The sequence below is a fragment of the Vulcanisaeta souniana JCM 11219 genome (genome assembly GCF_026000775.1).
Lineage (GTDB): Archaea > Thermoproteota > Thermoprotei > Thermoproteales > Thermocladiaceae > Vulcanisaeta > Vulcanisaeta souniana.
Map to the genome: position 1 here is coordinate 1,938,314 of NZ_AP026830.1, position 13,381 is coordinate 1,951,694.

General features: G+C 43.9%; 16 protein-coding genes and 1 tRNA gene. 9 read left to right on the plus strand and 8 right to left on the minus strand.

Annotation, left to right across the window (positions count from 1 at the left end; translation table 11 throughout):
- Positions 1–2: 2 nt before the first annotated feature.
- Together Vsou_RS10500 and Vsou_RS10505 are read left to right on the plus strand one after the other, a co-directional pair.
- Positions 3–530 carry a DJ-1/PfpI family protein gene (locus Vsou_RS10500; protein WP_188603842.1) on the plus strand — a complete coding sequence of 176 codons (528 nt, stop codon included), beginning with the start codon at positions 3–5 and terminating at the stop codon, positions 528–530.
- Positions 531–645: 115 nt separating this feature from the next.
- On the plus strand, positions 646–1,716 hold the full coding sequence (locus Vsou_RS10505; RefSeq protein ID WP_188603841.1) for a sn-glycerol-1-phosphate dehydrogenase: 1,071 nt from the start codon (positions 646–648) through the stop codon (positions 1,714–1,716).
- 195 nt (positions 1,717–1,911) lie between these two features.
- Here the strand turns inward: Vsou_RS10505 and Vsou_RS10510 are convergent, their stop codons facing one another.
- Positions 1,912–2,802, minus strand: coding sequence for an inorganic phosphate transporter (locus tag Vsou_RS10510; RefSeq protein ID WP_188603840.1), 891 nt, complete (start codon positions 2,800–2,802; stop codon positions 1,912–1,914).
- Between the two features lie 43 nt (positions 2,803–2,845).
- Positions 2,846–3,634, minus strand: coding sequence for a sulfide-dependent adenosine diphosphate thiazole synthase (locus Vsou_RS10515; RefSeq protein WP_188603839.1), 789 nt, complete (start codon positions 3,632–3,634; stop codon positions 2,846–2,848).
- A 111-nt stretch (positions 3,635–3,745) separates the two neighbouring features.
- On the opposite strand from Vsou_RS10515, the gene Vsou_RS10520 reads away from it, so the two are divergent.
- Positions 3,746–3,958: a TRASH domain-containing protein gene (locus tag Vsou_RS10520; protein ID WP_054843971.1), complete on the plus strand. Its 213-nt coding sequence runs from the start codon at positions 3,746–3,748 to the stop codon at positions 3,956–3,958.
- Between the two features lie 49 nt (positions 3,959–4,007).
- Here Vsou_RS10520 and Vsou_RS10525 read toward each other — a convergent pair whose 3' ends face one another.
- Positions 4,008–4,418: a NifB/NifX family molybdenum-iron cluster-binding protein gene (locus Vsou_RS10525; RefSeq protein WP_188603838.1), complete on the minus strand. Its 411-nt coding sequence runs from the start codon at positions 4,416–4,418 to the stop codon at positions 4,008–4,010.
- Positions 4,419–4,785: 367 nt separating this feature from the next.
- A complete protein-coding gene (locus Vsou_RS10530; protein ID WP_188603837.1) occupies positions 4,786–4,971 on the minus strand; it encodes a hypothetical protein in 186 nt (61 codons plus the stop codon).
- Positions 4,972–5,134: 163 nt separating this feature from the next.
- Here Vsou_RS10530 and Vsou_RS10535 point away from each other — a divergent pair, with 163 nt between their 5' ends.
- Positions 5,135–5,728 carry a hypothetical protein gene (locus tag Vsou_RS10535; protein ID WP_188603836.1) on the plus strand — a complete coding sequence of 198 codons (594 nt, stop codon included), beginning with the start codon at positions 5,135–5,137 and terminating at the stop codon, positions 5,726–5,728.
- A complete protein-coding gene (locus Vsou_RS10540; RefSeq protein WP_264890723.1) occupies positions 5,718–6,230 on the plus strand; it encodes a hypothetical protein in 513 nt (170 codons plus the stop codon). The genes Vsou_RS10535 and Vsou_RS10540 overlap by 11 nt, the downstream gene beginning before the upstream one ends.
- Positions 6,231–6,363: 133 nt before the next feature.
- On the opposite strand, the gene Vsou_RS10545 is transcribed toward Vsou_RS10540, so the two are convergent.
- Together Vsou_RS10545 and Vsou_RS10550 are read right to left on the minus strand one after the other, a co-directional pair.
- Positions 6,364–7,671 (minus strand): MFS transporter, encoded by a 1,308-nt coding sequence (locus Vsou_RS10545; protein WP_188603834.1) that lies wholly within the window; start codon positions 7,669–7,671, stop codon positions 6,364–6,366.
- Positions 7,672–7,703: 32 nt separating this feature from the next.
- Entirely contained in the window at positions 7,704–8,237 is a 534-nt protein-coding gene (locus tag Vsou_RS10550) for an OsmC family protein (protein ID WP_188603833.1), read from the minus strand.
- A 537-nt stretch (positions 8,238–8,774) separates the two neighbouring features.
- Here Vsou_RS10550 and Vsou_RS10555 point away from each other — a divergent pair.
- Positions 8,775–8,909 (plus strand): hypothetical protein, encoded by a 135-nt coding sequence (locus Vsou_RS10555; protein ID WP_264890724.1) that lies wholly within the window; start codon positions 8,775–8,777, stop codon positions 8,907–8,909.
- A gap of 480 nt (positions 8,910–9,389) precedes the next feature.
- Positions 9,390–9,725, plus strand: coding sequence for a hypothetical protein (locus Vsou_RS10560; RefSeq protein WP_188603832.1), 336 nt, complete (start codon positions 9,390–9,392; stop codon positions 9,723–9,725).
- 50 nt (positions 9,726–9,775) lie between these two features.
- Here the strand turns inward: Vsou_RS10560 and Vsou_RS10565 are convergent.
- A tRNA-Asp gene (locus Vsou_RS10565) sits at positions 9,776–9,850 on the minus strand.
- A 108-nt stretch (positions 9,851–9,958) separates the two neighbouring features.
- Here Vsou_RS10565 and Vsou_RS10570 point away from each other — a divergent pair.
- Positions 9,959–10,375, plus strand: a complete 417-nt coding sequence (locus tag Vsou_RS10570; protein WP_229709911.1) for a thioredoxin family protein — start codon at positions 9,959–9,961, stop codon at positions 10,373–10,375.
- 42 nt (positions 10,376–10,417) lie between these two features.
- Here the strand turns inward: Vsou_RS10570 and Vsou_RS10575 are convergent, their stop codons facing one another.
- Positions 10,418–11,737 carry an aspartate aminotransferase family protein gene (locus tag Vsou_RS10575; protein ID WP_188603831.1) on the minus strand — a complete coding sequence of 440 codons (1,320 nt, stop codon included), beginning with the start codon at positions 11,735–11,737 and terminating at the stop codon, positions 10,418–10,420.
- 194 nt (positions 11,738–11,931) lie between these two features.
- Here Vsou_RS10575 and Vsou_RS10580 point away from each other — a divergent pair, with 194 nt between their 5' ends.
- Positions 11,932–13,377, plus strand: coding sequence for an acetate--CoA ligase family protein (locus Vsou_RS10580; RefSeq protein ID WP_188603830.1), 1,446 nt, complete (start codon positions 11,932–11,934; stop codon positions 13,375–13,377).
- The last annotated feature ends 4 nt before the right edge of the window (positions 13,378–13,381 follow it).

Consider the following 13,381-nt stretch of genomic DNA (forward strand, 5'->3'; position numbering starts at 1 on the left):
GTATGAAGGCCTTAATAATTGTTGCTGACGTTTCATATAAAGGAGAGTATTCAATGGCGGTGCAGGCGCTTAGGCAATTGAGTATGGAGGTCAGTACTGGGTTAGTAAGTAAGACTGCGAATATTAACTTCGACATAGACCTGTCTAGGGGTGTAGGTGAGGATCTCCTTACTAATTATGACCTTGCTGTATTTATAGCTGGTTACTGGGCTTATTACGCCGCCACCGGCAAGGATATGCCTGGCAAGGTTAAATCCGTGGTTAATAGGGAAGCCTTCGAAAAACTACTTACTCAGTCAATAAGTAATGGTAAGATAACGGTACTACCACTTGCAGTGCCTGCCTACGCCGCTAGGCTGGGCTTACTAAAGGGTAGGAAAGCCACGGTATACCCAACCACGGACTTAATAACCATACTCAAGAATAATGGGGTTGAATACATAAATAACGATTTGGTAATTGATGGTAATGTAGTAACCCTGAAGAGAACCACCGTTGAATCACTAACCAAGGCATTTAGTAAACCATGACTATTATTTTTAACTTTCATGGCTCCTTGGCAATAAATACTATCCCTATTCTTCGAAAATTAAGATTAGGCAAAGAAATAGTTTAAATTACCCCATGTTCTACGCATAGTTGGTAATGATTTCATCACAACGTAAGTCGCTGGAAATGTATGAGATACCTAGAGTAATCGTGTTCGGACCAGGCGCGATTAGTAAGGCTCCTGATATTCTTAGTAAGATTGGGCTTGAGGGACTGAGGGGTTTGATACTGATCGGCCCTCGATTCGGTGGGCATCTACTTGATAAGATCGAGTGCAGGATCTGCGATGTTGAGGAGGTCGATGAGGTAAGCCCCGAGAAAATAATTGCATTATCAAATAAGTATTCCCGGGTTATTGATTATATAGTTGCCCTAGGTGGTGGTAGAATAATTGATTTTGGGAAGGCCATGGCTCATATAATGAATGCGCCCTATGTGTCAATACCAACCATTGCTTCTCATGACGGTATTGCAAGCCCCTACGTATCGCATATACTCCAGCTAGACCTCAGTAAGCATGGTATTAGTAAGGTTCAGAGATCCCCAATAGCCATTATAGCCGATACGTCCATAATACTCGAGGCCCCAAGGAGGTACTTACTAGCTGGCATCGGTGAGTTAATTGGTAAGTTAATAGCGGTTAAGGATTGGGAACTAGCCGTTAGAGTTAAGGGCGAGGAGTTCAGTGAATACGCAGCAGCTCTGGCAAGGGATAGTGCATTAATAGCACTTAGGAATAGGGATAGGTTGAAGGTTCATAATGAGGAAAGTGTGAGGATAGTCGTGAAGGCCCTCCTAGGTTGTGGTGTTGCCATGGCAATAGCAGGTAACTCAAGACCATGCAGTGGATCTGAGCATTTATTTAGCCACGCGATAGACCTGCTGGCTAGGGACAAAGGATTTAGGCCTGCATTGCATGGGGAGCAGGTAGCCCTTGGCGCCATAATGATGGCCTACCTACATGGCATGAAGTGGAGGAGAATTAAGTCATTTCTACAGAGCCTGAACATACCAATTACAGCCAAGGAGCTTGGTATCGATAGGGAAATAATCATTGAGGCATTAATGATGGCACATAACGTTAGGCCAGATAGGTTCACAATACTTGGTGCGGGTCTAACGCGTAAGGCAGCTGAGAACCTGATTGACGTTACGGGCGTTGCCTAATTACTTCCTTACCATAAATAAGGTAACTACTGACTTCGGTTAGTTAACCCAGGGGTTTTGGTTTTCTGTTAATGGAGGTTTATTTCTATTTCTTTATTCGTTGCACTAAGGATGGCAACTCACTGAATGATAAGTAAGGTGAGTATCAAACCAGTAAGGGGATGTAAACCAGATGAAAAAAGAGCTGAGGTTACCTTAGATAACCTTAATCAGTAGGTAGCTAAATACTAGGCCTATTATTATTGATGTTGCAAACCCAAGGAGCAATTCGTTGAAGTATCTGAGGTTTATTATTCTAAATCTATGCGCAGCGCCAACACCAACTAGTCCGAAGGATGTGGTCACTGTTATGGGCATTGGTACGGAATAGAGGGTCCCAATTTCCATTGCCATGAATGAAAATAATTGCACCGTGAAGCTTGTTAAGGGTCCTATCGTGAACAGCCCCGTACCAAGTCTATACAGGGTTCTCCAACCAATTAGTAAGACACCCAGTATGGAACTAATCACAATCACCAGTAAACCCCTATAGCTAAAGCCCAGCAATGCCCATAATAGACCAAGGTTATTTGCGCCAAAGGAGAAGGAGAGCAGGAACACGGTGAGTATGGATAAGGCTCGGTAAACACCAATGTACTTAAAGGAAAGCCTTGAAAACGCGCTGAGTGATTTATAAAGAATGTACGAGAGGAACATCACTATTATGGGTAAGGACAACCAATAGCCAAGCACAAAAACAGCATTGCTCAGTAGATGCCCCATGGCTAATGAAGCGCCAATAAGACTAGCGTACAGAGACCCTGTTAATGACATTGGAACCCTCATGCCCTCGCCAACGAGGAATATTATTATGGCCACAGTCATCGCCACCATGGCTGCATCCCCGCTCACCACATTAGCCCTCATGTAGGTACCCTGAAGCCATAGACCAAGCACATACCCAAGCAGTGATAAAATGATGGCGTATTTGTAATCGATTGATCTAGACCCCACCGCAGCACCTGCATTAGCGGATAAATTATTCCCTGATACTAAAAACGAGAGTAAGAAGGCCAATGCATAATCTATGAGTAGGGAATTCGTCATACAATGAGTATGTAGACCTTACCTTTTTAAGCGCAACTCATAATCATTTAGACCTTAAGTCATTAATTATTAATTCAGCAATTCTTTTTCCGCTCATGATCATAGAGCCGAATATAGGCCCCATTCTGGGTAAACCATAAGCTGCGGCAACAGCCATGCCAGTCACGTAGAGGCCTTCCATGACCTTACCCGTGTACTTAATAACGAGGTCCTCGGCAACCGAGGCATACGCGGACTTCTCACCATGAATCGTTAAGCCCAAGTCCGGGTTCTTTCTCGCCGTTACTGCGGCCACCTCAGCATCATGGCCAGTGGCATCTATGACAGCCCTAGCCTCGATGAAGAAGGGATCTGTATGAACACCGGCCATCTGCACGGTAGACCAATAAACCGCAAGACCAGCAACCCTGGGTGGATTATCCCTAATTATTACGTCATCAACGTGAACCCCAAGGAGAAACCTAGCCCCCGCATCAATGGCCTTAACGGCGAGTTTGGCAATCATCTCAGCAGGATCAACGGCAAATAATCCATCACCCATGTCCTGAAGCCTAATACCAAAATCCCTACCCAAGATCTCAGAGGCAGGGTATTCAACAACAATACTTGGTAGGTGACTGGCGGCACCGCCAATGCCACCACCGAATGAGAATCGTCTCTCCAGGACTATAGTCTTTAAACCAGCCCTGGCTAGGTAATAAGCCGCGGTCATACCTGAGGGACCTGCGCCAACGATCGCGACATCAACGCTTGAGTACTCATCAAGTACCTTTAAAGCGCTCCTCATTATTGCACGGGTTATGTTTGATTCGGAAACCGAAATGCCCGCCATATAATCACCAAGTTATTGAACATTAATAAGCAAGTTATAAATATTATGCCAAAAACCAGACAAGACCATTAACCGCCATGTCCTTATTAATTACCGAGCCGCAAGCCACTAATGCCATTCACGTTAAACAAGGCACCTGGGCAATTAAGGTGTTCAAACTGCGGGAGGATAATAATTAGCCAACCAATAGTGGTTAAGACATGCTGCGTAAATAGGCCATGGGTTTTCTGCTCCGAGGAATGCTATAATGAATTCCTAAGGAGGTGGGTAAGGAATCAGGAACCACACAAGGGAAGGAACTCATTAAGGAGAGATGTGCTGTAAAAATTAACTTACTCTAAGGTTTTTGATTAAGGCTGAACTACTAGGGTAATCACTTAATGTCTTCCTCCTTGGCCGCGTTTCTTAACTGCTCAATAAGCGTATCTATTGGGGTACCTGGCTCAACAAAGAATAACTGGACACCCATTGACGTAAAATATTCATAACTCGTCTCACAGGCCCCACTAGCTATTACTGCGTCGACATCCCTTAACGCATTCTCATGAAGCCATTGATACTTAGCGATACCATGTATTGGAATCCCTGATCTAGACAGTGACTCATGGATCACGGCCGGATCATCAGTATCCGGGATATTACCAAGGGGATTATCCCTACTCTCCACGAGCCTAATATCCTTAGTATCCTCACTAAGTTCATATATTACGTATTTCTTAGCATGCGCAAAGTGACCATCACTTATTGACTTCCCATCATCCGTAGCTACTGCAATCCTTACCATATGACTATGATCAACACGATACTTAATAAACCACTGCGCTAAAATCAAGCAAAATTAACACACTAGAACAAGTCAGGCATTAATGCATTAACCCACCGTAACAGGGTAAGGAGGAACTGAACAAGAATTTGGCACACCGTATTAGCACTTAATTGTATGTATAATTGTTTTATTTAGAGTTGATCCCCGTTTGCCTGCTTCATCCTTGTGTGTTATTCTGGTGGTTTGTCTCTATCGTTCATTACCTTGATCTCCCTTAATGCCCTGGATAGTTGCTTATAATTGCCGCAATGGCGTTAAAGCATGTCAGGAATTGACGAAAATTAATTCCCACAACTCACCAACCTGCACATTAGTCACATTAAGGTTAACCAATGCCTATTGTTATTAATGCTGTGGCCTTTATCAACCCCAACCAACCTTGAACCCTGTTGACCCACAACGCCCTGATCATCGACCACTTAATCAATACATTAAACTCAGTGGCAATAGCCACGGTGAGGGGGTTGGAGCCAGCGATTGGGGCTTTGAGACCAATGGATGGCTTATTCATGGGCCCATCACCACTCACGCTCACGGTGCTGTTGATGTCACTGTTGGGTCGTAATTGATAGCCCTAGTGAATTGTAAGAATTAAGTTAAAATTAACTGGTTTAGTAATGATGATTTAATGCGGAGTGTTGCCTTAAGGATGTGATGGTATGCGTCGAATACGAGTGTCGATAGATAAGGACATAGTTAATGTAGTTATAGTTACTGTTTTGATAACGGTATTTGTATTCGTGGTGATCATCATCACGTTCTTGATAACTAAATCTCTGACCACCACTTCTGTGGTGAGTAATGCTATTACTACGATGGCATTAGCTGTTTCGATATATTATTACGTATTGCATATCTCAGAAATGAAGAAGCAGAATGAGACACTTAAAGAGCAGCTTGATGTAATGAGAGCGAGACCGATCCTTAAGTGGCATGAAGGTCATGTTGGTAATATAATTTCCTTCTGGGCAATTGACAGTCTCCAGCATGATGTTAATCTGCAAATAACCTCTGGTGTGGGGGATGTTGATGTCAAGGCCCCAGCTAGGAATGTGGTAGCTCAGGATAGGGTATATGCATGCCCAACCAATAGCCAATCAGATAAAGGGCAGAATTCAACCTTGGAGGGGCTTGAGATGAATAGTTATCGAATATTGAGGTTAAAAGGTCTCCAACTAATAAAGATAAAGTTTATACCATTAGAGGTAGGTATGTACAGCATAATGAGATACCACTATTACTGCGATTTAGAATCCAATGGGCAATAATGATTATATTAACGATGTATACAATGGCGTAATTACGGAAATATCGGTGTTAAGGGTATTGGCCGTGAAGGAATACCGGAGTAATTTGCGCACGGTCTTCTTACTCATAGGCTCTCAAGAACCCGTAAAAGAGGATATCAACGTTGATAGCTACCTCATCCTAAATATTGACTTAAGTAGGGCAAAGACGTATGACTTTAATTACCTAGTTATTGATATGTTAGTGGTTGGCGAAAATACAAAGAATGCGTTCAAAGCTCTGTTATTCGTTGACGTGAATAACGGCATTAAAGTGGTTAGCTATGATTATGAAGACTGCGTTAGTATTACGTTTAGCCTACTAATCATTAATAATGCCAGGGAGAACCCAGAGGTTTGCAAATTAATTGGGGAAGCTACGATTGGCTCAGTGGCAGAGATGAAGTCAAGAACCCTAGAAATACCTTGCTTACCAAGTCAAATAATTCTAATTCCAAGCCAACGTACAATAATAATAAAGTAAAAGTATATATGAAGGCATATAATATGGTAATGAAATAATGACTTGGATCATGTGGCTTCTAAACCTCAGTAATGGTAAGCATATTTAACAATTAAATTACTTTTATTTATAGGGAAATGCAGTGTGTTGCTTATTATACATGGTATTTTTCGGCGGGTATTGTTATTCTATTTTGGATTATATTTATTATTCCTGAAATTACTATTATTGCTAGGAATAGCATGAAGCCTTTAATAACATTGCCTGCCGCTGCCACTATTAATGATACTGATATTAATGGGCCGAGGAAGAACCCGGCGGAGGCTATTGCACCTGCGTAAAATACGAAGTCGCCAGAAATACCTGGTGGAACCACCTCAGTCATTTCAGCCCAGTAATTGGGTATGTTAAACAGTATTAATGCGGCTAATGTGGCGCCTACGGTATACACGATGTAATTGCCCTGGGGGAAGAGTAGCGTTAGGAAGCCTATGAAGGATATTATGTACGAGATAGTCCTAGTTAGATTCCTTGCCCTGAATGTCTCCCTAATCGTGCGCGTCCTTCTAACTAGTATTGAACCGAGTATGGCACCACCCCAAATGCCAAGTCCTGAGATTATTCCGTAAATAAGTACCGTGTTGGATACGGCAGGCACCGAATAGCCAAGCCAATAACCATATGTTGGTACTAGGTATGGAATTGATGCGAAGGCCATCGTTGTGGCTATTTGCGCAAAGCCTATTGCGTAGGCTATGGGTAGCTTATACGGTGGTGGGCAGCCATGCTTACCTCTCTCAGCCAGGTTCCTAAGCCTATTAATAACTAGGTAATCATTGTAACCAGGCGCATCCCTATATAGTACAAGGAATATTGCCGTGGCAACCACATCCATCACGCCCGTTATTAAGAATGCCATCCTCCAACCAATCTGCTCAGCAATGGCCTTCTCAATAAACCCACCAAGGGCTGACCCAAACTGTAATGCCGAGAGCGGGGCCGCCATGGCTATTGCCAACTCACCCTTACTAAACCAACCCCTGAGATTTAGTGTGGCCAACCCCAACTCCATGAACCATAATCCCTGTATAAACCTAAGCACAACAATGGCGTTGTATGAGAATGTAAATGGTATTAAAAACAATGGAATTATTAGGAATACCTGAGCCAGTATGACCGCGAGCCTAACCCTCGTATTCATCCAACCATTAAAATTGCCAAAGTATATTACGAATAATCCCAATGAATATGTGAGTACGCCAAGGTAGTAGATGAATGTTGATGGGGGTATACCAAACTCCTTAGCTATATTAGGTAATGCCAGTGGATAATTAACTAGTGTTACGCTGTTTATTGTCATCATCAACAACCAAATACCGAGCATAACCCACCTATACCTAAATGTGCCCCAGGTCCTTTCCCACCCCCTAGCCCTATTCTCATCTGGAAATACGCGAGACATTTTAAATCACCACCTTAATAGTGACGCTTATCTTAGTCTGGTATGTAGAGATCCCTCCTTTGCTTATCGTTAACGCTCACCCTAAGCTTAACTGGAACTTGCTTAACGAGGGTCTGCAGTACGGGTGATTCAGCCACTATGTATGGTAAAACGTACTTTTCGAACTTATCCCACTCTGGGGTCTTCACATTAACCTCAATCACAATGTCATTAAACCCAGGCCAACCAACTGATGGGTCAAACATCGAGAGCAATTCATGCCTTCCGCGTATAGTTATTGAGACGTCCTCAAGGGATATATCATGCAGTGCCGAGTTCCAGGCAATTATCTGCGTAATGCAACCAGCCAATGACGCTAATAACAGCTCACCTGGTCTAGGTGCGTTATCATCACCGCCAAGTGCACTTGATGTATCCATCGTAACACTAAAATTCCTGATCTTAACCTCAACCTTAGCCTTACTAGCAAGCCTACTGGAAACCTCAACACTAACATAGGCATTACCACCCTCCCTCCACTTCGAAATAGACCCCTCCAAAACCCTCTTATCCACAGGCTGAACCATACATTGTGACATAGTCAAAAAATTAAAAATAAATTATTCCACATAAAATGTAAGATAAGAAAATACATAAATAAGACTTAATTCATATAACAATTCATTCATTAGTATAATACATATTCAAATTAATTACCGATGAAGCAGTAATAAAATTGAGGAGATTGACACCATTTAAGTATGGATTATGCCGGCATCAAAGATAAACCTAAAGAGATAAAAACACTAAATTACCACTGTTGCGATTGTGTATGGATGGTTGTTTGCCGATTGTTGTTTAGGGTTTACGTTAATAATCAGGTCTTGTTAGGTGTCTTGGTATTGGGGTGTTGATTACGTGGATGTTGTGGTTAGGTATGGTTAGGCGTATTGAGGTTAATGGCGTTAGGTTGCTTAGGCCAGTCCGTGGTAGGGGTTCAAACAGTTAATTCACAATACCGAGAGAGGTTAGGGAGGAGTTTGGTGTCAGGCCACTTGATGAGGTTGAGGTAATCAGTATAAGGCCGAAGACAGAGAGAAAAACTGAAACCGAAACTAGGCTTAATGAGTTACAGGGCACCAAGTGAGGAGGTATTCAATGCTTGGCTGGGCATGGTTTATGAATTAAATAAGAGGCAGGATTTACCGCCAAATACGCAGCCCATCTTTACCGAGGCCTATCAATCGTTTACGAAGTAACCATGCATTGAGGCGGCCTCACGAATGCAATAAACAAGGTGCGTGTCCCAAGTACCAGTTCCTTAGTTCCTCACGTCTCGGTGACCAGTAGTGCTCAATGAGTACTCGGTGTTCGCTTGGCGGCGACTTTCCCTGCAAGGTGTTCACAATGTTCTCTGGCGCTTCCCGACTTATCATGTATGTTACGAAGAACTTCCTGAGCTAGTAAAGCCTTGGGTTGTTATTGGGTACGACCAACAATATAGACGTACTAACCCCTCATTAACAGCTAGGCCATGTATCTCATTGTTTTGCTTAATACCATCTCCTGCTCGATTGCCCTCGCCCCCGCATGCTTACTTTACCTTAACTGTCCTCACCATATCGCTCGTTATTATGTACGTGGCCTTCAAATGTGATTAAAAGTTCGTCTTTCAAGGGCTGTTGCGTGGGTCCAAGGGTGGCTTAGCGATTAAATGATTAGGGCCTTGATGGAGGGTCTTGAGTTCACTATTCGATGCTGAGAAACTTAGGCGATTACTGGTGTTGGCGGGTACGAAGGTTAGGCCAAAGGGTAAGTCAATGGTTGGGGTCGTTGTCGGCGTGTGGATGAATGTGTACGTGAACAATAGTGGCTATGTGGAGATTAGGGCTGGGCGCGGAAGTCTCGAGGTTTACGTAAACCAAGATGAAATCAAGAGACGCTCAGGGCTGGTTGCCAAGGTCTGTGATGTATTGAGAAGGATGCATGAGGAGACGATGAACGAGGGCAACAAAAAGAGGGTGAAAGAGACAGTAAAGACAATAACAAGCATAGGCTGTGAAACCCTAACCTAAGGCTTACTGGCTCGACAGCCGAAACCAAAACGAAGGCCAACGATTGCAGGCGCCCCGGCCGGGATTTGAACCCGGGTCACGGGCTCGACAGGCCCGCATACTGGACCGAGCTATACTACCGGGGCTCGTTATTCATTAGTTACGTTGGTTTTTAAGGTTTTTTGTTTCGTTTTGTTTCCTGTCTAGTTATTGACGGAGTAAGTACTTTAAAGTTGTTATTTTGTTTCTTGGCTATGACGATGGGTAATATGGGTATGGATGATAAGGATGAGGAACTGAATGAATTGCTAGAAAAGAAGGCAAGGGAATTGGCAAAGGTTGCTAATAATGAGCCTATTGAGTTGAGTGCGGATAATTTCGAGGGGTTCATTAGGAGTAAGAGGATCGTTGTTGTTGATTTCTGGGCCCCATGGTGCGCACCGTGTTTCCTGCTTGAGCCCATACTGAGGACATTGGCTAGGGAGATGCCCTGCGTTGGTTTTGGTAGGTTGAATACACAGGAGTGGCCTGACGTTGCAGCTAAGTATGACGTCATGAGTCTACCAACCGTGATCATATTCAGGAACGGCGAGCCCGTGGACTTTGTTATTGGCGCTGTTCCTAAGAAGATAATTGCAGATAAGATAAGGAAAGTTCTTGGCGAGGATTAAGGGGATTTTTGTTTGAATTTAAACTTGGTGTATTTTGTTAGGCTATCTAATGTTTTCCTCCTTTTCTACTTCGCCCAGTGATTTGTCGAGTACGTCGATTGCTTTATCAATGTGCTCCTGCTTAACTGTTAATGGCGGTGCGAACCTAATGACATTGCTGTTCCAACCACTGGTTACGAAGAGTACACCCCTCCTTAATGCCCTGTTGAGACATATGTCACTTGTTTCCTTGGTTGCTGGTTCCTTAGTCTTTCTATTCTTAACTAACTCAATACCGATCATTAGCCCCAATCCCCTGACCTCGCCAATGAGTGTATGTTTATCATAAAGTTCCATTAGTCTCTTCATGGCATACTCACCCATTTTCTTGGCATTGCTTAGTAATTCTTCCCTGTGCGTGTTGTAGTAGTCGATCGTTGCCTTCACGGCGCTCATAATCAGCGCCGATGCTCCAAAGGTTGAGTGCTCATCATTCAACTGCATTGCCGAGATTAACTCCTTCCTAGTGACCACCGCTGACGCTGGTAATCCACCCGTCATGCCCTTGGCCGCGACTACTATGTCAGGTTTCACATTGAATTGCTCAAGGGCCCAGGTGGTTCCTGTTCTACCCATGCCCGTCTGGACCTCATCAAATATTAGCAATATGCCGTATGCATCGAGGGTCTTCTTTAACTTCTCGAAGAAGTCCATTGGAGGTACCACTATACCTCCAACACCCTGTATTGGTTCGCTCACTAGGCAACAAACATCCTTCACAGCCACGTAATTTATGTAATACTCAATGGTTTCAACGGCTGCCTTTCCACATTCCTCAGACGGCATATCGCCGAAGGGGCACCTATATGGATATGGGAATGGCGCTATCAACGTGCCTGGCGGTAATGGGCCGTACTCCTTCCTTCTCATTCCATGGTATGAAGACGTTAGGTATGTCCTACCGTGGTAACCACCCATTAGGTACATCACGTACGTATTCTTCGTGTACCTCTTTGCAATCTTCAATGCTAGCTCAATACCCTCGGAACCGCTTAACTTGAAGTGGACTTTATTGTACATGTTCTTATCAGGGAATAGGCCTAATACCGCCTTTGCCGCATTTAGTAACTCCTCGGTGTACCAGTTATAGCCGTTACCAGCAATTAGGCGCTTTGCGGTCTCGGCAATGGCGTCAGCAAGCCCCGGTGGGTTGTGGCCGAGTAGTGCTGTGGTTACTACGGTCATGAAGTCCAGGTATGTATTTCCATCGACATCATACACATATACATCCCGTGCCTCCCTAACCACAACTTTATGCGTTGGGTATAGGTTCGTCATTAAATACTCGTCTAATTCCCTTAGGAGTTCCTCGGATCTTCCCATTAAGATAGTTTGAGTTTCTCTCCTTTTAAGTTTAATCTATTAGTTATTTCTCTACACAGTTGTAATAATATTATTCTCATAATGTTTTCGATATTTTTAGGAAAAATATTTATGTCATTTTCTATAAAGGTACATAGATTATTTATATATCTAGAAAGATTTTTAAAAACAGGCTAAAGTGTCTGCTGATTTTTATGGAGGAACAAAGAGCAGATCTGCAACAGGTTAAGCAAGTGGATGCAATGGTTGCATCACCGCTTGACTTATTATTCAATCCTAAGTCCGTTGCAATCGTTGGAGCCACACCCAGGGAAAACAGCGTTGGCGGTGTCATTACCAAGAATCTTCTTACAAAGTTTAAGGGCAAGGTTTACCTTGTTAATCCTAAGTATGATGAGGTTAATGGCACTAAGTACTACAAGTCAGTGCTGGATATTCAGGATAATGTTGACTTAGCGGTTATAGCCGTTCCAGCACCTGCTGTGCTTAAGGTCACCGAGGAAAGCATCAAGAAGGGCGTTAGGGTCGTCATAATAATTAGTGGTGGATTTAGTGAGGTTGGTGAGGATGGGGCGAAGCTCGAGGAGGAGCTTAGGAGGGTTGTTCAGAACCATATCAGGGTACTCGGTCCCAATTGCATTGGCGTTTACAATGCGTTTAATGGCCTGGACACCTTCTTCCTACCTGAAGACAGAATGGGTAGGCCTAGGCCAGGCCCTGTGGCACTAATAAGTCAGAGTGGCGCGGTGGCCGGGGCGATCCTTGACTGGGCTGCTAGGAGGAACATAGGTGTTGGTCTAGCTGTGAACTACGGAAATAAACTGGACATCAGTGAGTCGGAGATACTTGAGTACTTTGCCAGGGATAATAGGGTTAAGGTGATCGTTATGTATATGGAGGGGTTGAAGTACCCAGGGGAAGGCAAGAAATTACTAGAGGTGATGAAGGAGGTATCAAGTATTAAACCGATTGTTGTTTATAAGGCGGGTAGGACTAAGGCAGCCACGGGAGCTGTTAAGTCCCACACGGCTGCTCTGGCAGGTAACTACGAGATATACCACGCAATGCTTAGGCAGGCCAATGTCATAGAGGCGGATAACATAACTGATGCCTTTGACATGGCCAAGGCCTTAGCCACGCAACCATTGCCAAGGGGAAACAGGGTATTGGTGCTGACGGATAGTGGAGGCATGGGTATACAGGCAGTGGATGCCCTGGACATGCGTGGGCTACAGGTACCGGAACTATCAGAGAGCCTTCAGGAGATTCTGAGGAAACAATTACCACCATTGGCGGTCACCCGTAACCCAATTGACTTGACGGGTAGCGCAACAGACGCCATGTACAAATTCGTACTAGATACTGTATTACCCACAAGCTATGCGGACATGGCCCTAATAATAGCCCTAATGCAGATACCTGGCCTGTCAATAAACCTAGGTAACTACATAGTGGAGGCCGGTAGGTTCAAAAAGCCAATAGTTGTTGTTAGCTTTGGTGGTAATGAGTACGTAGCCAAGTTCGAGAATAACCTAGAGGAGAACGGCATACCTGTATATCATGCACCACATAGGGCTGCAAAGGCGTTGTGGGCTTTATACGAATACGCAAAAATTAAGGGTGTAGCCAAGGAGTGGTGATGGA